The organism is Thermomonospora catenispora (assembly GCF_006363815.1).
In the GTDB taxonomy this organism is placed as follows: domain Bacteria; phylum Actinomycetota; class Actinomycetes; order Streptosporangiales; family Streptosporangiaceae; genus Thermomonospora; species Thermomonospora catenispora.
Genome location: NZ_RRYT01000028.1, coordinates 29106 through 46590, shown reverse-complemented (window position 1 = coordinate 46590; position 17485 = coordinate 29106). Strand labels below are relative to the sequence as shown.

At 70.2% G+C, this 17485-nt stretch carries 18 protein-coding genes; 10 read left to right on the top strand and 8 right to left on the bottom strand.

Annotation, left to right across the window (positions count from 1 at the left end):
* Positions 1–48: 48 nt before the first annotated feature.
* A complete protein-coding gene (locus tag EIO00_RS19155; protein WP_140180922.1) occupies positions 49–1290 on the bottom strand; it encodes a DUF349 domain-containing protein in 1242 nt (413 codons plus the stop codon).
* 71 nt (positions 1291–1361) lie between these two features.
* Complete coding sequence (locus EIO00_RS19150; protein WP_140180920.1) at positions 1362–2153, bottom strand: peptidylprolyl isomerase; 792 nt, start codon at positions 2151–2153, stop codon at positions 1362–1364.
* A 207-nt stretch (positions 2154–2360) separates the two neighbouring features.
* On the opposite strand from EIO00_RS19150, the gene EIO00_RS19145 reads away from it, so the two are divergent.
* Together EIO00_RS19145 and hisS are read left to right on the top strand one after the other, a co-directional pair.
* Positions 2361–3056 carry an MBL fold metallo-hydrolase gene (locus tag EIO00_RS19145; RefSeq protein WP_140180918.1) on the top strand — a complete coding sequence of 232 codons (696 nt, stop codon included), beginning with the start codon at positions 2361–2363 and terminating at the stop codon, positions 3054–3056.
* Between the two features lie 10 nt (positions 3057–3066).
* Positions 3067–4332 carry a histidine--tRNA ligase gene (gene hisS, locus EIO00_RS19140; RefSeq protein WP_140180916.1) on the top strand — a complete coding sequence of 422 codons (1266 nt, stop codon included), beginning with the start codon at positions 3067–3069 and terminating at the stop codon, positions 4330–4332.
* Positions 4333–4348: 16 nt separating this feature from the next.
* Here hisS and EIO00_RS19135 read toward each other — a convergent pair whose 3' ends face one another.
* On the bottom strand, positions 4349–5092 hold the full coding sequence (locus EIO00_RS19135) for a HesA/MoeB/ThiF family protein (protein ID WP_140180914.1): 744 nt from the start codon (positions 5090–5092) through the stop codon (positions 4349–4351).
* A 74-nt stretch (positions 5093–5166) separates the two neighbouring features.
* Positions 5167–5439 (bottom strand): hypothetical protein, encoded by a 273-nt coding sequence (locus EIO00_RS19130; RefSeq protein ID WP_012852473.1) that lies wholly within the window; start codon positions 5437–5439, stop codon positions 5167–5169.
* A 95-nt stretch (positions 5440–5534) separates the two neighbouring features.
* Between EIO00_RS19130 and aspS (EIO00_RS19125) the strand changes: the two genes are divergently transcribed.
* Positions 5535–6920 carry an aspartate--tRNA(Asn) ligase gene (gene aspS, locus EIO00_RS19125; RefSeq protein ID WP_206664192.1) on the top strand — a complete coding sequence of 462 codons (1386 nt, stop codon included), beginning with the start codon at positions 5535–5537 and terminating at the stop codon, positions 6918–6920.
* A 71-nt stretch (positions 6921–6991) separates the two neighbouring features.
* Here aspS (EIO00_RS19125) and EIO00_RS19120 read toward each other — a convergent pair whose 3' ends face one another.
* Positions 6992–7192 (bottom strand): hypothetical protein, encoded by a 201-nt coding sequence (locus EIO00_RS19120; RefSeq protein ID WP_012852475.1) that lies wholly within the window; start codon positions 7190–7192, stop codon positions 6992–6994.
* Between the two features lie 161 nt (positions 7193–7353).
* On the opposite strand from EIO00_RS19120, the gene EIO00_RS19115 reads away from it, so the two are divergent.
* From EIO00_RS19115 to aspS (EIO00_RS19105), 3 genes are all read left to right on the top strand, one after another.
* Entirely contained in the window at positions 7354–8208 is an 855-nt protein-coding gene (locus EIO00_RS19115; protein WP_161602756.1) for a helix-turn-helix domain-containing protein, read from the top strand.
* The gene (locus EIO00_RS19110; RefSeq protein ID WP_012852477.1) at positions 8205–8537 is read left to right on the top strand and encodes a DUF397 domain-containing protein; all 333 of its coding nucleotides are present in this window, start codon (positions 8205–8207) and stop codon (positions 8535–8537) included. The genes EIO00_RS19115 and EIO00_RS19110 overlap by 4 nt, the downstream gene beginning before the upstream one ends.
* 181 nt (positions 8538–8718) lie before the next feature.
* Positions 8719–10479 (top strand): aspartate--tRNA ligase, encoded by a 1761-nt coding sequence (gene aspS, locus EIO00_RS19105; RefSeq protein WP_140180910.1) that lies wholly within the window; start codon positions 8719–8721, stop codon positions 10477–10479.
* A 122-nt stretch (positions 10480–10601) separates the two neighbouring features.
* On the opposite strand, the gene EIO00_RS19100 is transcribed toward aspS (EIO00_RS19105), so the two are convergent.
* The 3 genes from EIO00_RS19100 to EIO00_RS19090 form a co-directional block, all read right to left on the bottom strand.
* A complete protein-coding gene (locus tag EIO00_RS19100; protein ID WP_140180908.1) occupies positions 10602–11252 on the bottom strand; it encodes a DUF305 domain-containing protein in 651 nt (216 codons plus the stop codon).
* A complete protein-coding gene (locus EIO00_RS19095; RefSeq protein ID WP_140180906.1) occupies positions 11249–11845 on the bottom strand; it encodes a DUF3105 domain-containing protein in 597 nt (198 codons plus the stop codon). The genes EIO00_RS19100 and EIO00_RS19095 overlap by 4 nt, the downstream gene beginning before the upstream one ends.
* Positions 11846–11919: 74 nt before the next feature.
* Positions 11920–12321, bottom strand: coding sequence for a hypothetical protein (locus EIO00_RS19090; RefSeq protein WP_140180904.1), 402 nt, complete (start codon positions 12319–12321; stop codon positions 11920–11922).
* Between the two features lie 315 nt (positions 12322–12636).
* Between EIO00_RS19090 and EIO00_RS19085 the strand changes: the two genes are divergently transcribed.
* The 4 genes from EIO00_RS19085 (at position 12637) to alaS (ending at position 17469) form a co-directional block, all read left to right on the top strand.
* Positions 12637–13896: a replication-associated recombination protein A gene (locus EIO00_RS19085; RefSeq protein ID WP_479681612.1), complete on the top strand. Its 1260-nt coding sequence runs from the start codon at positions 12637–12639 to the stop codon at positions 13894–13896.
* Positions 13897–14079: 183 nt separating this feature from the next.
* Positions 14080–14493 (top strand): DUF948 domain-containing protein, encoded by a 414-nt coding sequence (locus tag EIO00_RS19080; RefSeq protein WP_140180900.1) that lies wholly within the window; start codon positions 14080–14082, stop codon positions 14491–14493.
* On the top strand, positions 14490–14798 hold the full coding sequence (locus EIO00_RS19075; protein ID WP_140180898.1) for a DUF6167 family protein: 309 nt from the start codon (positions 14490–14492) through the stop codon (positions 14796–14798). Before EIO00_RS19080 ends, EIO00_RS19075 begins: the two co-directional genes overlap by 4 nt.
* Before the next feature lies 1 nt (position 14799).
* The gene (gene alaS, locus EIO00_RS19070) at positions 14800–17469 is read left to right on the top strand and encodes an alanine--tRNA ligase (RefSeq protein WP_140180896.1); all 2670 of its coding nucleotides are present in this window, start codon (positions 14800–14802) and stop codon (positions 17467–17469) included.
* Positions 17470–17485: the final 16 nt, after the last annotated feature.

Sequence of the window (17485 nt, the reverse complement as noted above, 5' to 3'; positions counted from 1 at the left end):
ACGACCCCGGCGGGGGAAGGGCGATGCGGACGGTCTCGGCGGCCCGGGTCAGCCGGTGAACTCGGCCAGCGTGCGCTCGGCCTCCTGCAGCCAGGCGCGACGGGCGGAGAGGGCCTCCTCGACCTCCTGGATCTCCTTGTCGTCGCCCGCCTGGCGGGCCTTGGCCAGGCGCTCCTCCAGCTGCGCGATGGAGGAGCGGAGCTGGGTGACGGTGGCCTCGGCCCGGGCGCGGGCCTCGGGGTTGGTGCGTCGCCACTCGGCCTCCTCGGCCGCCCGGACGGCGTCCTCGATCTTGCGGAGCCGGTTCTCGAGGCGGTCGCGGGAGTCGCGCGGGACGGGGCCGACGGCCTCCCAGCGCTCCTGGATGCTTCGCAGCGCCTGGCGGGCCTGACGGACGTCCCGCACCGGCAGGAGCCGCTCGGCCTCGGTCAGGATCTGCTCCTTGAGCTCGACGTTGCCGCGCAGCTCGGCGTCGCGTTCGGCGTAGGCGGCGGCCCGGGCGGCGAAGAAGGCGTCCTGCGCGGCCTTGAAGCGGGCCCACAGCTCCTCCTCCACGTCCCGCGCGGCCCGCCCGGCGGCCTTCCACCGGCGCATCAGCTCGCGGTAGGCGGCGGCGGTGCCGCTCCAGTCGGTGGAGTCCACCATCGCCTCGGCCTCGGCGACCAGCCGCTCCTTCTCCTGCCGGGCCTGCTCCCGCTGGCTCTCCAAGGAGGCGAAGTAGGCCTTGCGGCGCTTGGAGAACGCATTGCGGGCGGCCGACAGCCGCTTCCACAGCGCGGTCTCGGTGGGCCGGTCGATCCGGTCGGCGGCCTTCCACTCCTCGACCAGCTGACGCAGCCGCTCGCCGCCGTTCTTCCAGTGGGTCTCCTCGGCGGCGATCCGCTCGGCCTCGGCGACGATCCGCTCCTTGACCAGGCGGGCCTCGGCGCGGGCCTGCTCGCGCTGGGCGCGGATCTCCTCGCGCCGCTTGTCGACCAGCTCGCCGAGCACGTCCAGCCGCCGCACCAGGGCGTCCAGATCACCGACGGCGTGCGCGTTCGCCACCGACTCGCGCAGCCGCGCGATGCTCTGTTCGGCCTGGGCGGGGGACAGGTCGGTGGTGCGGACCCGCTGTTCGAGCAGCTCGACCTCGGTGACCAGCGCGTCGTACTTGCGCCTGAAGTAGGCAAGAGCCTCCTCCGGAGCGCCGGCCTGCCAGGAGCCGACGACCCGCTCGCCCTCGGCGGTCTTCACATAGACCGTGCCGTTCTCGTCAACACGACCGAAGGGATCGGTGGCGCTGGACACCATTGCCTCCCATCATGGTCCGGCCATTCCTACCTCATGGCTGGACCCTCCAAACCATAGCCGTATGGGCGTTATTACGCTGCCACCCCGGCTTGGGCCACCTTGTCGATGACGTCCATCCCCGACGTGATCTTTCCGAAGATCGTATAGTCGGCCGGCAGCTCCGAGTCGCCGTAGACGATGAAGAACTGACTGCCGTTGCTGTCGGGCTGCATGCTGTGCGCCATGGCGACGACCCCGCGGGTGTACTTCGCCCCCTTGGTGTTCTCGTTGGCGAAACGGTAGCCCGGCCCGCCGCTGCCGGTGCCGGTCGGGTCGCCGCACTGCAGCACCTTCAACGTCTCCGCGGTGGTGAGCCGGTGGCACTTGACGTTCTCGAAGAACTTCTTCTTGGCCAGGTGCGCGAACGAGTTGACGGTGCACGGCGCCTTGTCGGCGTCCATCTCGATCTTCACGTCGCCGAGGCTGGTCTTGACGGTGGCGGTGACCTTGCCGTCGTAGGCGGCCGTGGAGGGCGGCTTGCCCAGGCCCTTGGGGGCGCCCCGGTCGTCGTCGGAGTCCGGGTACGTGCACTTGGCGGTGCCGCCGCCCTTCTTTCCGGAGACGCTCACCTTCTGCAGGGCGATCTCCTGCTTGGGCTTGCCGTCCTCGGGCGGCGGGGAGCTCGCCGCCGGATCGGCCTTGGCGTCGTCGTCCCCGCCGACCAGCGAGACGATGCCGAAGCCGCCTCCGGCCACGAGGGCGACCGCCACCACGGATCCGAGCACCCGGATCCGACGAGCCTTCTTGGCCTCGGCCTCCCGGAGCGCCTGCTGGCGCAGATAGCGCTGCCGGGCCAGCTGCTTCTTGCGGTCCTTACCCGCCACGCGTGCCCTCCTCGCGGTGCCCAGCCTCGTTCAGTGCTGCGCATGGTACCGGCCAAGGGAAGGTAGAGGATTCCCGCCCCGAACGGGTCGCGCCCGATCGCCGGCCCCGACACGGCGGCCGATCTCGTTCGCGAGGGCGCGGGCCCCGCCGGTACGCTCGAAGCGCCGCGCATCCAGCGGCACCCGAGTCTGCAGGAGAGGACGACCGTGCTCGTCGCAGGGTTCCCCGCCGGATCATTCGCTGCGAACTGTTATATCGTGGCGCCCGCCGCCGGTGAGGAATGCGTGATCATCGACCCCGGGCAGGACGCCGAGGAGGGGATCGAGGAGATCGTCCGCGAGCACCGGCTCAAGCCGGTCGCGGTGATCGCCACGCACGGCCATATCGACCACGTCTGGTCGGTGGCCCCGGTGTGCGGTGCCCGTGACGTGCCGGCCTACATCCATCCCGCCGATCGCGACCTGCTGACCGATCCGGCCAAGGGCCTGTCCCTGGGCGTCGGGCAGCAGCTGTTCGGCGGGCTGCGGCTCAGCGAGCCCGACGACGTGCGGGAACTGGCCGACGGGATGGTGCTGGAGCTGGCCGGGCTGCGCTTCACCGTGGACCATGCTCCGGGACACACCCCCGGATCGGTGACGTTCCGAACCCCGGAGAGCGGCGATCAGCCCCAGGTGATGTTCAGCGGGGATCTGCTGTTCGCCGGCTCGATCGGGCGCACCGACCTGCCGGGCGGATCGTACGAGGAGATCCTCAAGAGCCTGGCCCGGGTATGCCTGCCGCTGCCGGACGAGACGATCGTGCTGCCCGGCCACGGGCAGCAGACCACCATCGGCCGGGAGCGGGCCACCAACCCGTTCCTGGCGGACCTGGCGCCCGAGCAAGGGCCCAGCAGGGGACTTTGAGCACACGACCATGAGTTCGAGCTTCCAGGCCCCCAAAGGGGTCAGCGAATACCTTCCGCCGCGCGCCGAGGTGCTGCGGACCATCCGCGACGCCTTCGCCGAGCAGGCGCGGCTGGCCGGATACGGCTATCTGGAGCTGGCGGTCTTCGAGGACACCCAGCTGTTCAAACGCGGGGTGGGCGAGTCCACCGACGTGGTCAGCAAGGAGATGTACACCTTCGAAGACCGCGGCGGCCGCTCCATCACGCTGCGTCCGGAGTTCACCGCCGGGGTGCTGCGCGCCGTTCTGGAGCACGGCCTGCACAAACAGGGCCTGCCGGTCAAGGTGTGGACCACGGGGCCGGCGTTCCGCGCCGAGCGCCCGCAAAAGGGCCGCTACCGGCAGTTCTACCAGCTCGACCTGGAGGCCATCGGCAGCCAGGACCCCCAGATCGACGCCGAGACCATCGCCATCGCCTGGAACTGGTACCAGGGCCTGGGGCTGCGGCAGGTGCGGCTGCTGCTGAACTCCCTGGGCTGCCGCGAGTGCCGGCCCGCCTACCGCACCCGGCTGCAGGAGTTCCTGCGCGGGCTGGACCTGGACGAGGCCACCCGCGCCCGCGTGGAGATCAACCCGCTGCGGGTGCTGGACGACAAGCGCCCGGAGGTCAAGGCCCAGCTCACCGACGCGCCGCTGATGGCCGACCACCTGTGCGCGGCCTGCAAGGCCCACCACGACAAGGTCCGCTCGCTGCTGGCCGACGTGGGCATCGCCTGGACCGACGAGCCCCGCCTGGTGCGCGGCCTGGACTACTACACCCGCACCACCTATGAGTTCGAGCACCCGCTGCTGGGCGCCCAGTCCGGCATCGGCGGGGGCGGACGCTACGACGGGCTGTCGGAGGACATCGGCGGCCCGCCGCTGCCGGGCATCGGCTTCGGCCTGGGGTTGGACCGCACCCTGCTGGCGCTGGAGGCCGAGGGTGTGCAGCTGCCGGTGCCGTCCCGCTGCCAGGTGTTCGGGGTGCCGCTGGGGGAGACCGCCGAGCACAAGGTCTTCACGCTGGTGGCCGAGCTGCGCCGCGCCGGGATCGCCGCCGACATGGCCCCCGCCGGCAAGAGCCTGAAAAGCGCGATGAAGAGCGCCGACCGTTCCGGAGCCGCCTACGCCGTGATCATCGGCGAGCGAGATATCACCGCCGGGTCCGCCCAAGTCAAGGACCTGGCCACCGGCGAGCAGATCGCCGTCCCGCTCACCGACCTCACGGCAACGTTGCTGGAGAGAATCGGGCGGTGACCCCGGATACGCGGCATCAGTCCGGCTGCGCCGCTTCGCCACAGGCGGCGCAGCCGGGCCGTCGTGCGGCGGGGACGAATTGGAAGGCCCCCTGGAACGCGCTGAAGGTGAGGTAGCCGTTCACGATCGGTCGCCCTGCCCCTGTGATGATTTTGATCACCTCGGCTGCACCCAGGCATCCGGCTATGCCCGTGGCGACCCCCAGGACGGGGACGCTCCCACCGTGACCTCGGGGAAGATCGGGGAAAGCGCACTGAAAACATGCGGTCCGGCCGGGCAGCAATGTCAGGACATAACCGTAGTTGTACTGGGCGCTGGCGTGGACCATGGGGGTTCGTGACCGCAGACAGTGATCGTTGACGAGCAGCCGGGCCGCGAGGGAGTCGCCGCCTTCCACGATCACATCGAAGCCACCGGTCAGCTCTGCGATGTTCCCCTCATCGACACGGGAATCCACCGCCTCGATGTCGATCTCGTCGTTGAGTCGTCGCAGCCGGTCGGCGGCGGCAAGCGCTTTGTTCCTGCCGATGTCGGCGCGAGTGTAGAGAATCTGCCGGTTGAGATTGCTCAACTCGACGCGGTCGAAGTCGATGATGCGAATCCGGCCCACTCCGGCTGCCACCAGGTAGTAGAGCAGGGAAGACTTGACGCCGCCCGCACCGATCGACACGACGTGCGCTTCGGCGAGCTTCTTCTGCCCCTCCGGGCCGATCTGGGGCATCAGCTCCTGACGGTTGTACCGGGTGTCAGCGAAATCCACCGGGCTCCCTCCGTCGGTACGCGGCGGCACGCGATCTCCGGTGCGTGCCGCCGCGGTCGTTCCGGGCAGGCGGTTCAACCGTCGCAAGGCAAGGAGGCCAGTACCGTCACCGTGGGTTCCCTGCCGATCGGTGTCCGGTGGGCGACGGGAACGCCGTGGACCATGACTTTGGTGGTCTGCCGGGGACTGCCGTCTTCGTGCAGGAGCGCTTCGTCGAGTCCGGGGGCGAGCGTCGCCACCTGGCGTACCACATAGTCGGCGGTCGCGTCCGGGGGAGCGTCGAGGGTGATGGTGTCGGTTGCCAGGACGGCTTCCGGGTAGCCGAGGAGGTGGACACAGAGCGTCATAGATCCTCGCCTTCGCTCGGTGGCTATGATGGCTGACGCTACGGCGGGGTGCTCGTCCCGGCCAAGGTGCCGCACGGTGTCATCACCGTTACCGGATGGCAAGAGCTCTGGTAAGCCACTACCGTGTTGGCGTTCCAATCACCTTCGACTGCGGAGAAGAGTTCGCCACGATGCCCAGGACGCTGGTACGCGATCTGCGTGACCACCTTGACCAGACCGTCACGGTGTGCGGTTGGGTCAACGCACTGCGGTTGCAGCGCAAAATGCAGTTCGTGATCCTCCGCGATCCCACGGGCATGGTGCAGATCACTCACAAACGGGGCGGCGAGGGGGATGAGCTCGAGCAGGCCATCGAGGCGCTGACCACTGAGTCCGCCGTGGTCATCACCGGCAGGGTCGTGGACAACCCCATCGTCAAGCTCGGCGGACTGGAGATCGTGCCGGAGCGGGTCGAGGTCGTCGGCAAGGCGGAGGCATCGCTCCCCATTGACGAGAAGTCGGGGATGGAGCACAGGCTGGACTGGCGCTTCCTCGACATCCGTCTCCGGCCGAGCTCACGTCTGCTGTTCGACGTGCAGACGACCTTCGAGGCGGGCCTGCGGGAGTATGCCTACGCCGAGGGCTTCACCGAGATGCACACGCCCAAGCTCATGGGCACGGCCTCGGAGTCGGGCGCCGAGGTCTTCAAGCTCGGCTACTTCGGCGGCGACGCCTATCTGGCGCAGTCACCCCAGTTCTACAAGCAGATGGCGGTCGCGGCGGGCATCGAGCGCGTCTTCGAGATCGGCCCGGTCTTCCGTGCCGAGCCCTCCTTCACCTCCCGCCACGCCACCGAGTTCACCGGCGTGGACGTCGAGATGGCGTGGATAGACGACGTCGAGGATGTGATGGCCTTCGAGGAGCGCATGCTGGCGCACGCCATCGCGAAGGTCGCCGACGTCCACGGAGAGGCGATCCGAGAACATTACGGGGTCGACCTTAAGGTCCCCACTGTGCCTTTCCCGCGCCTTACGATGGCCGAGGCTCAGGAGATCCTCCGTGCCAGGGGGTGGGACCCCGCAGGCGAGAAAGAGGATCTTGACCCCGAGGGCGAGCGGGCGATCTCGGCTCATATCGCCGAGCAGACCGGCCATGAGTTCGTGTTCATCACGCATTACCCGGCCAGCATCCGGCCTTTCTACCACATGCGTCCCAAGGATCGGCCGGATCTCACCCTCAGCTTCGACCTGCTCTGGAAGGGCCTGGAGGTCACCACCGGCGCGCAGCGTGAGCATCGCTACGACGTGCTGTGCAAGCAGGCGGCCGAAAAAGGCCTGGACACCGCGCCGATGCAGGACTACATGAACATCTTCCGATTCGGTACCCCTCCGCACGGCGGGCTCGGGATGGGGCTCGGCCGGCTGCTGGTGGCCATGCTGAACCTTGACTCGATCCGCGAAGCGACGTTCTTGTTCCGCGGTCCCAACCGCCTCACTCCGTGACACTCATGCAGCGGAGCCCTGAGACAGGAGCGGTTCGAAGGGAGTGACTCAGGTCTCAGGGCTCCGGCGTTTCATGAGGTGGACGGCTGCCCGACTGCGGCGATGAGCATGCTGAGCGTCGCCGTGAGTCGGCCGATCACAGCGGCCATCTCGACCTCGCTCATGTCGCACACGGTCTCCATGTCGAGGTCGTCCACGGTCTTCTTGGCCGCCTCGATCACCGCCTGGGCCTGATCGGCCATGGCGGCGCTACTCTCCTGCGTGATCGTCATCGTTCCTCACTATCTGCGTGGGGCGATCGCCACGGCGGCGCGGCGCGATCGGTTTGATTCCGCAGCCACGTACCGTGACATAGGGCACACTGTCAGCATGTACTCCAGCAATCCCGCGCGCAAGTGCGTTCGCAAAACCAATGGATATTGGGGGCATAGCCATGCCTGACAGTCCCACCGCCCGTAAGCGCCAGCTCGGCATCCAGCTCCGCAAGCTGCGTGAGGCGGCGGGGCTGCGCAACGCCGAGCTGGCCGAGCTCATGGGCTGGTCCACGACCAAGATGAGTCGCCTTGAGACCGGCCAGACGACCATCACTGCCGCAGAGGTCGAACAGTTGTGCGATCACCTCGGCGTTGAGGATGTGGACCTGAGGGAGACCTTGAAGGAAACCGCTCGCAAGTCCAGGCAACGTGGCTGGTGGCAGCCCTTCACCAAGGTGTTGCCGAAGGGCTTCACCGTCTACATCGACCTGGAGTCGGCCGCTTCGGTGATCCACGTCTTCTCCCCGAGCTTCGTGCCAGGTCTGCTGCAGACCCCGGATTACGCCCGTGCCATGTTCCGTACCGCCCCGATCGGCTATGTCGAGTCAGAGATCGATCGGCTGGTGTCGGTGCGCATGGCGCGCCAGGAGATCCTCAAACGGGAGGCCGACCCTCCGAAGCTCTGGGCGATCTTGGATGAGGGGGCGCTCGTTCGGCCCATCGGCGGTGAGGAGACCATGAACGCTCAACTCCGCCATCTGGTGGAGTGCGCGGCGATGCCCAACGTCACGATTCAGCTTGTACCGACCGAGGTCGGCGCCTACCCGAGCATGGGCAACGGCTTCTCGATGCTGGAGTTCGCGAGCACAGACCAACCCGTCGTGCATGTCGACATCAGCGTGGGCGGCAGTATGTACTTGGAAGAGCCGGCTCAGATCCGGATGACCAGGCTGACGCTGGACCGCCTCAAAGCAGTGGCCCTGTCCCCCGAGGCGTCCGTGACGGCCATCCGCCGACTGGTGAAGGACTCATGAGCATTCGAGGCGAACGCGGCACGCTTACCAGCGCTCGATGGCGCAAGAGCACACGCAGCAACGAGATGGGCGGTGAGTGCGTGGAGGTTGCCGCCGTATGGCGCAAGAGCCGCCACGGCAGCGACATGGGCGGTGCCGGTGTGGAGAACGCCGGCGCGGGACCGGCGGTCGCGGTGCGCGATTCCAAGAACCCCGAGGGAGCCAAGCTGTTCGTCTCCCCCGACGGCTGGGCGGGGCTTCTCGGCGACATCAGAAGGGGCGCGTACGACAGGCCGCGCCGGGTGAGTGCTCACCAAGAACGACCGGTGCCTCTGCAAACCGGGGGATGATCCGCGTTGAGGGCCTGCGCGGCATGAAGGCCCGAGTCATGAGCCTGCCCCCTTCGACACACCCTCGCCCCGGCGAGCGCGTGGCCTGAACACCCATACCACCCGCTTCGATGGGCATACACCTTTGCGACGGAAACTCCTTCCGACGCAAGGTCGTCAAGCTGATCAGGACGCTCACGAGATGATCCGTACGCACGGCGCCGGCGTGCTGCGCAAGGAGCACGCCGGGGAACGCGTGGTGCTCGCCGGCTGGGTGGCCCGCCGCCGCGACCACGGCGGGGTCACCTTCATCGACCTGCGCGACGCCTCCGGCGTCGTCCAGGTGGTCTTCCGCGAAGAAGACACCGCGCACGACCTGCGCGCCGAGTACTGCGTCAAGATCACCGGCGAGGTGCGGGTGCGGCCGGCCGGCAACGAGAACCCCGACCTGCCCACCGGGGAGATCGAGGTGGCCGCCACCGACATCGAGGTGCTGTCGGAGGCCGCGCCGCTGCCGTTCCCCATCGAAGGGGACGTCAACGTCAACGAAGAGGTCCGGCTCAAGTACCGCTACCTCGACATCCGCCGCGAGCGCGTCGCCCGCGCCCTGCGCATCCGCTCCCAGGCCGCCTACCTGGTGAACGAGGTGATGCGCGAGCACGGGTTCGTCAACGTCGAGACCCCGACGCTGACCCGCTCCACCCCCGAGGGCGCCCGCGACTTCCTGGTGCCGGTGCGGCTGCAGCCGGGCCACTGGTACGCGCTGCCGCAGTCCCCGCAGCTGTTCAAGCAGCTGCTGATGGTCTCCGGGCTGGAGCGCTACTACCAGATCGCCCGCTGCTACCGGGATGAGGACTTCCGCGCCGACCGCCAGCCGGAGTTCACCCAGATCGACATCGAGATGTCCTTCGTCGAGGCCGAGGACGTCATGGCCATCGGCGAGGAGCTGGTGGCGCGGCTGTGGAAGGAGATCGTCGGCTACGAGGTGCCCCGGCCGATCCCGCGCCTGGCCTACGCCGACGCGATGGCCCGCTACGGCTCCGACAAGCCCGACCTGCGGTTCGGCAACGAGCTGGTCGACATGACCGCCTACTTCTCCGCCACCCCCTTCCGGGTCTTCCAGGCCCCCTACGTGGGCGCGGTGGTGATGCCCGGCGGCGCCTCCCAGACCCGCAAGGAGCTGGACGCCTGGCAGGACTGGGCCAGGGCCCGCGGCGCCCGCGGCCTGGCGTACGTGCTGGTCCAGCCGGACGGCACGCTGACCGGGCCGGTCGCCAAGAACATCTCCGACGCCGAGCGGGCCGGGCTCGCCGAGGCCGTGGGGGCCGAGCCGGGCGACGCGGTGTTCTTCGCCGCCGGACAGCGGCACGCCTCGCGTGAGCTGCTGGGCGCGGCCCGGCTGGAGATCGGCCGCCGCTGCGGCCTGATCGACGAGGACGCCTGGTCGTTCGTGTGGATCGTGGACCCGCCGGTGTTCGAGCCCGCGGTCGACGACGACGGCGAGCAGAACGGCTGGACCTCGGTGCACCATCCGTTCACCGCGCCCAAGCCCGAGTACGCCGCCTCCTTTCACGAGAACCCGGAGGCGGCGCTGGCCGACGCCTACGACCTGGTGTGCAACGGCATGGAGATCGGCGGCGGGTCGATCCGTATCCACCGCGCCGAGATGCAGCAGCGGGTCTTCGACGTGCTGGGCCTGGACAAGGAGGAGGCCGAGACCAAGTTCGGCTTCCTGCTGGAGGCGTTCAAGTACGGTCCGCCCCCGCACGGCGGCATCGCGTTCGGCTGGGACCGGGTGGTGATGCTGCTGGCCGGCGGGGACTCGATCCGTGACGTGATCGCCTTCCCCAAGGCCGCCTCCGGATACGACCCGCTGACCGGCGCGCCCACCGCGATCACCGAGCAGCAGCGTGCGGAGGCCGGGGTCGACGTCCGGCCCGAGGAGGAGCCCGCCGAGTCCTGAGCCGCGCCCCGGGAAGAGCGGGGAAGCGAACTGAAAGGGGCCGGCCCGGCGCCGCACGGCGCCGGGCCGGCCCCTTTCAGGGCCTCAAGGCCTCAGGGCCTCAGGGCCTCTTCACGGTCTCTTCACGGCGCGGCGCCCCGCTCCCGGAGCATGGCGGTCATCAGCTCGATCTCCGACTCCTGCCCGTCGACCATGCTGGTCGCCAGCCGTTTCACCTGCTCGTCGGCGGTGAGCGGCAGGATCGCCCGGGCCATCTCCACCCCGCCCTTGTGGTGGGCGATCATGAGCTGGAGGAACAGCACCTCGGCGTCGCGGCCCTTGGCCTTCTTCAGCCGGTCGAGCTGCTCGTCGGTGGCCATGCCGGGCATCGACGTGGCCCCGCCGCCGCCCGCGCCGTGCCCGCCGTGGCCCCGCATCCACCGCATGGACCCGCCCGGGTTCACCTTCGGCGCGTCCCAGGCGTCCAGCCAGGCGGTCATCATCCCGATCTGCTGGGACTGGGTGTTGATGATGTCGTACGCCAGCGTGCGGATCTCCTCGTCCTCGGTGGCGTCGTAGACCAGGAAGGACATCTGCACCGCCTGGGCGTGGTGGACGCTCATGTCCTGGGCGAACCCGGCCTCCGGGCCGTCGGGGGAGGGGCCGCCGGGCCGCAGCACCGACACCCCCACCCACAGCGCCGCGGCCAACGCCACCAGCCCCGCCAGGACCAGGGTGACGGTGCGGCTCCGCGAGCCGTTCGCCGGGGGCCGCTCCTGGACGGCCTCGCTCATGGCGTGTCCTTGCCGCCGGCGCAGGCGGCGCCCGGCTCGGGCGTCTGCGGGCCCTTGAGGAACGCCTTGAGGAAGGCGTCGATCCGCTTGTCGTCGGCGTCGTTCACCTTCACCTGCTTGCCCCAGGCGGTCAGGATGATCGGCGCGTCCTGCTCCGGCACCGGGCTGAGCATGGTGTAGTCGATGCTGGAGACCTTCTTCTTCAGCTTCTCCAGGTCCTCGTCGGGCAGCCCCGGCCGGTAGGTGAACCAGACCGCCCCGTGCTCCAGCGAGTGCACGGCGTGCTCGTTCTGCACCGGCTGGTCGTAGACCCGGCCGTCGCAGTTCTGCCACACCGGGTGGTGCTCGCCGCCCATCGGCGGGGTGGTGTCGTAGCGGACCTTGGTCTGCACGTGGCCTCGCGGCAGCCCGTCCCGCTCGATCAGTCCGGCGATGGGCTCGGCCGGCTTGAACGCCAGCCATGCGGCGAAGCCGATCGCGACGACGGCGATCAATCCGATCACGGAGAAGAAGGCGATCGCGCCCCACGGGGGGCCGGAGCGGACCAGCGGGTTCTGTTGGCGGTTGTAGCGGATCCGGTTGCTCTTGGACATGGGGGTTCCTCACGGGTACGGCTTCGATGACGAACACGACCGTCCGCGCGGCTCGACGCCGCGCGACGCCCCCGTCACAGCCGTAGGACCTGCAGGACGGCGAGCGAGCGCGCCCTGCACGGCGCTCTCGCGGGCCTGCGCACCACCCACCCGGATCGCGCCGGCCGGACGCCGCGGCGAAGCGGCGCCGCCGCCAGCCCGAGCATCACGAGCGTCAGCAGGATCGCCAGCGACAGATACGTCTGCGGGTGCGTCGCCGGAGACGGCGGGGTCGGGTGCGCCTGGTCCTGGACCACGATCCCCGGACCGGTCGGCGGCGCCTGATCCGGCGCCAGGTCGTGGATCACGCACGCCTGCAGCGGCGGCACGTGCCCGCCCAGCCCATAGCTGAACGCCACGCCCGCCAGCGCGAACAGCACGACGAGCATGCCCGCGATCCCGCACGGGACGCGCCCGTGCACGCTCGTCGTCTTCACGTCGTCACTCCCGGCCGCCCGACGTCGGGGAACAAGGGGAGGTTCCCGGACCTTTGGATAGCACAGTACGACCTTGGAGGATCACCACATAACGGCAAATATCTCCATTCGCTCTTTTTCTCTCGAGCACCGTGTCCCTCCCGCACCGACGGGACGGGAGGCGTGTCCGCGCGAGCCACTAATGTCGAACACATGTCCAGGGGTGATCCCGTGCAGCCCGACGGCCTCTTCGACGAGCCCGCTCCGACCCCGACGCCGGAACGGGCCGCCGCGGCCGAGCGGGCGGTGGCCGCGCAGCAGCCGCTGGCGGTGCGGATGCGGCCCAGCGGTCTCGACGAGGTGGTCGGGCAGGAGCATCTGCTGGGCCCCGGCACGCCCATCCGGCAGCTGGTGGACCGGGACGCGCCGATGTCCCTGGTGCTGTGGGGGCCGCCGGGGACCGGCAAGACGACCCTGGCGTACGTGGTGGCGGGGGTCACCCGACGGCGTTTCGTGGAGATCTCGGCGGTCAGCGACGGGGTCAAGCGGGTCCGCGCCGAGATCGACCTGGCCCGCCGGGAGCTGGGGATGACCGGCCGGCAGACCGTGCTGTTCGTCGACGAGGTGCACCGGTTCAACAAGGCCCAGCAGGACGCGCTGCTGCCGGCGGTGGAGAACCGCTGGGTGTCGTTCATCGGCGCCACCACCGAGAACCCGTTCTTCTCGGTGATCAGCCCGCTGCTGTCGCGGTCGCTGCTGCTGACCCTGGAACCGCTCGGCGAGGAGCATCTGCGACGGGTGATCGCCCGGGCGCTGGTCGACGAACGAGGGCTGGGCGGCCGGGTGGAGCTGACCCGGGAGGCCGAGGACCAGCTGATCCGGCTGGCCGGCGGGGACGCCCGCCGCGCCCTCACCTATCTGGAGGCCGCCGCGCTGGTCGCCGAGAAGACGGGCGTCATCGACGTCGAGGTGCTGGAGAAGGCGGTCGACCGGGCCGCGGTCCGCTACGACCGGGAGGGCGACCAGCATTACGACGTCGTCAGCGCGTTCATCAAGAGCATCCGCGGCAGCGACGTGGACGCCGCGCTGCACTATCTGGCGCGGATGCTGGAGGCGGGGGAGGACCCCCGGTTCATCGCCCGGCGGCTGATCGTGCACGCCAGCGAGGACGTCGGGATGGCCGACCCGACCGCGTTGCAGACCGCCGTCGCCGCCGCCCAGGCCGTGGAGTTCGTGGGGCTGCCCGAGGCCCGGATCAACCTCGCCCAGGCGGTCGTCCACCTGTCCCTGGCGCCCAAGTCCAACGCCGTCGTCACCGCCGTCGACGAGGCCGTCGCCGACGTCCGGAAGGGCCTGGTCGGCCCCGTCCCCCCGCATCTGCGCGACTCCCACTACCGGGGCGCGGCGAAGATCGGTCACGGAGAGGGCTACAAGTACCCCCACGACCACCCGGGCGGGGTGGTGCGGCAGCGGTACGCCCCCGACCCGGTCGCCGACCGGCGGTATTACCGGCCCACCCGGTACGGCGCCGAGGCGCGCTTCCACGACGTGCTGGAGCGGATCCGCGCCGTGCTGCGCGGCGACCGGCGCCGGTGAGCGCCGCCGCACCCCGGCGCGACCGGCTAACCTGCCGGTAGAGGCATGCGGACCCCGCCGCGACGGGGTCCGTGACACGCCGCACGGCCGGCGAAACTCGTACGGGCGGTCGGCGCGCACGCGGTATGGTCGTGCGCACCGCACCTGGCCTGACGACGGACGGCGACGCGAACGGAAACCCGGATGCTTACTGGTGGAGAGCTGGCAGGCCTGATCGTGGCCATGTTCTGGGCGATCTTGGTCTCCTTCCTGGCCTACGCCCTGCTGCGGCTCGCCAAGCTGATCGGAGAGGCCACCAAGCTGGTCTCCGAGATCGCCGACCAGGCCGTCCCGCTGCTGGACGACATGACCGAGACGGTCCGCCGGGCCAACGAGCAGCTCGGCCGGACCGACGTGATCACCCGTCAGGTCGCCGGCGTCACCCAGAACGTCTCGGCGGTCAGCACCGTGGTGTCCTCGGTTTTCGGGGGCCCGGTGATCAAGGCGGCGGCGTTCTCCTACGGAGTGCGCAAGGCGTTGGCCGGCCGCGCCGCGGACCGCGCCGGTCGGCGGCCGGAGCTGCCGGTCCGCCGCGCCGACGGGAGGGAACGACGATGAGGCGAACGTTCTGGCTGCTGGTCGGTGCCGGTACCGGCGTGTGGGCGACCCGCAAGGCGACGCGGATGGCCCGCCGGCTGACCCCGGAGAGCCTGGCCGGTCGTGCCGCCCGGCAGGCGTTGACCACCGGCGAGCGGCTGCGGCTGTTCGCCCGGGAGGTCGCCGAGCTGGCCCGGGAGAGGGAGGCCGAGCTGCGCGAGGCGATCGCGCTGGACCGCGATCCGCCCGCCGTGGAGGGCGCCCCGCCGCGCCGGATCCTCAAGGCCCGTTACACCGTTATCGACGAAGACAAGGATGGCCACTGAGATGGAGTCGGCAGAGGTCGCACGCCGTTTCCTCACGTTCTTCGAGGAGCGGGGGCACACGGTCGTGCCCTCGGCCAGCCTGGTGGCCGAGGATCCCACGCTGCTGCTGGTCCCCGCCGGGATGGTGCCGTTCAAGCCCTACTTCCTCGGGCAGCGCACCCCGCCCGCGCCGCGGATGGTCAGCGCGCAGAAGTGCGTGCGCACCCCCGACATCGACGAGGTCGGCAAGACCACCCGGCACGCCACGTTCTTCCAGATGCTGGGCAACTTCTCGATCGGGGACTACTTCAAGGAAGGCGCCATTCCCTTCGCCTGGGAGCTGCTGACCCGCTCCGAGGCCGACGGCGGCTTCGGCTTCCCCGAGGACCGGCTGTGGGTGACCGTCTACCAAGACGACGATGAGGCCGCCGACATCTGGCACCGCGAGGTCGGCGTGCCCGCCGAGCGGATCCAGCGCCGCGGGCTGGCCGACAACTACTGGCACATGGGCGTGCCCGGTCCCGGCGGCCCCTGCTCGGAGATCTACTACGACCGGGGCCCCGACTACGGCCGCGAGGGCGGTCCGGTCGCCGACGAGGACCGCTACCTGGAGGTGTGGAACCTCGTCTTCATGCAGGAGCAGCTGTCGAAGGTCCGCAGCAAGACCGACTTCGACATCGCCGGACCGCTGCCCGCCAAGAACATCGACACCGGCATGGGCCTGGAGCGGATGGCCGCGATCCTGCAGGGCGTCGACAACATCTATGAGACCGACACCCTGCGGAAGATCCTCGACCGCGCGGCCGAACTGACCGGCTCCCGGTACGGCCGGGAGCACCGCGCCGACGTGTCGCTCCGGGTGATCGCCGACCACGTGCGCGCCGGGACGATGCTGGTCGCCGACGGCGTCATCCCCGCCAACGAGGGCCGCGGCTATGTGCTGCGCCGTCTGCTGCGCCGCGCCATCCGCAACCTGCGGCTGCTCGGCGGCCGGGAGACCGGGATGATGCACGAGCTGACCGCGGTGGCGATCGACGTGATGGGGCAGCAGTACCCCGAGCTGATCCGCACCGCCGCCAACATCCACGCGGTGATCGACGCCGAGGAGGAGCGCTTCAGCCAGACGCTGCGCACCGGCACGGCGATCTTCGACCAGGCGGTGGCGGAGACCCGGCGGGCCGGCCGCACCACCTTGGCCGGAGAGCAGGCGTTCACCCTGCACGACACCTACGGCTTCCCCATCGACCTCACCCTGGAGATGGCCGCCGAGCAGGGCCTGAAGGTCGATGAGGAGGGCTTCCGCCGGCTGCTGGAGGAGCAGCGGCGGCGGGCCAAGGCCGACGCCGCCGCCAAGAAGACCGGCAATCTGGACGTGTCGGTGCTCGGGCAGCTGCTCGACCAGGCCGGCGGCCGGGTGGACTTCACCGGCTACCACGACGTCAGCGGCGAGGCCCGGCTGGTCGGCCTGATGGTCAACGGCGCCTCCGTCCCGGCGGCCGGACCGGGCACCGACGTGGAGGTGGTGCTGGACCGCACCCCCTTCTACGCCGAGGGCGGCGGCCAGCTCGCCGACCAGGGCGTGATCCGGCTCGGGAACGGCGCCCGCATCGAGGTCCGCGACGTGCAGTCCCCGCTGCCCGGGCTGATCGTGCACCGCGGCACCGTCCGCGACGGCGAGGCCCAGGCCGGCGACTCGGCGTTCGCCGAGATCGACGTCGAACGGCGCCGTGCGATCTCCCGCTCGCACACCGCCACCCACATGGTGCACGCCGGGTTCCGGCGGGCGCTGGGCGAGTCGGCCGCGCAGGCCGGTTCGGAGAACTCCCCGGGCCGGTTCCGGTTCGACTTCACCAGCACCGGCCCGGTCCCGCCGAGCGTGCTGCGCGACGTCGAGGACGAGGTCAACGAGGTGCTGATCAACGACCTGGACGTCCGGGCGTTCCACACCTCGCTCGAGGAGGCGCGGGCGATGGGCGCGCTGGCCCTGTTCGGCGAGAAGTACGGCGAGGAGGTCCGGGTCGTCGAGGTCGGCGACTACTCCCGCGAGCTGTGCGGCGGCACCCATGTCGCCCGCTCCGGCCAGCTCGGTCTGATCAAGGTGCTCGGCGAGTCCAGCATCGGCGCCGGGGTGCGCCGGGTCGAGGCGCTGGTCGGCATCGACGCCTTCCGCTTCCTGGCCCGCGAGAGCGTGCTGGTCGCCCAGCTGTCCGAGCAGCTCAAGGCGCGCAAGGAGGAGCTGCCGGAGCGGATCGCGGGGGTGGTCTCCCGCCTCCGCGAGGCCGAGAAGGAGCTGGAGCGGCTGCGCTCGCAGCAGGTGCTGGCGGTCGCCGGCTCGCTGGCCGAGGGGGCCAAGGACGTGAACGGCGTGGCGTTCGTGGCGCACCGCGTCCCGGACGGCACCACCGCCGACGACCTGCGCAAGCTGGCCGTCGACGTGCGCGGCAGGCTGGCCGCCCGGCCCGCCGTGGTCATGATCGCCGGTGTGCCGAAGGACCGGCCGGTGGTCGTGGTCGCGCTCACCGAGGGCGCCCGCGAGCGCGGGCTCAAGGCCGGCGCGCTGGTGGGCGTGGCGGCCAAGGCGCTCGGCGGCGGCGGAGGCGGCAAGGACGACCTCGCGCAGGGCGGCGGGGCGAACCCCCAGGCCATCGGGGACGCCCTGGCGGCGGTGGAACGGGCAGTCGGTTCCGCGTGATTTCGAACCACGTTCC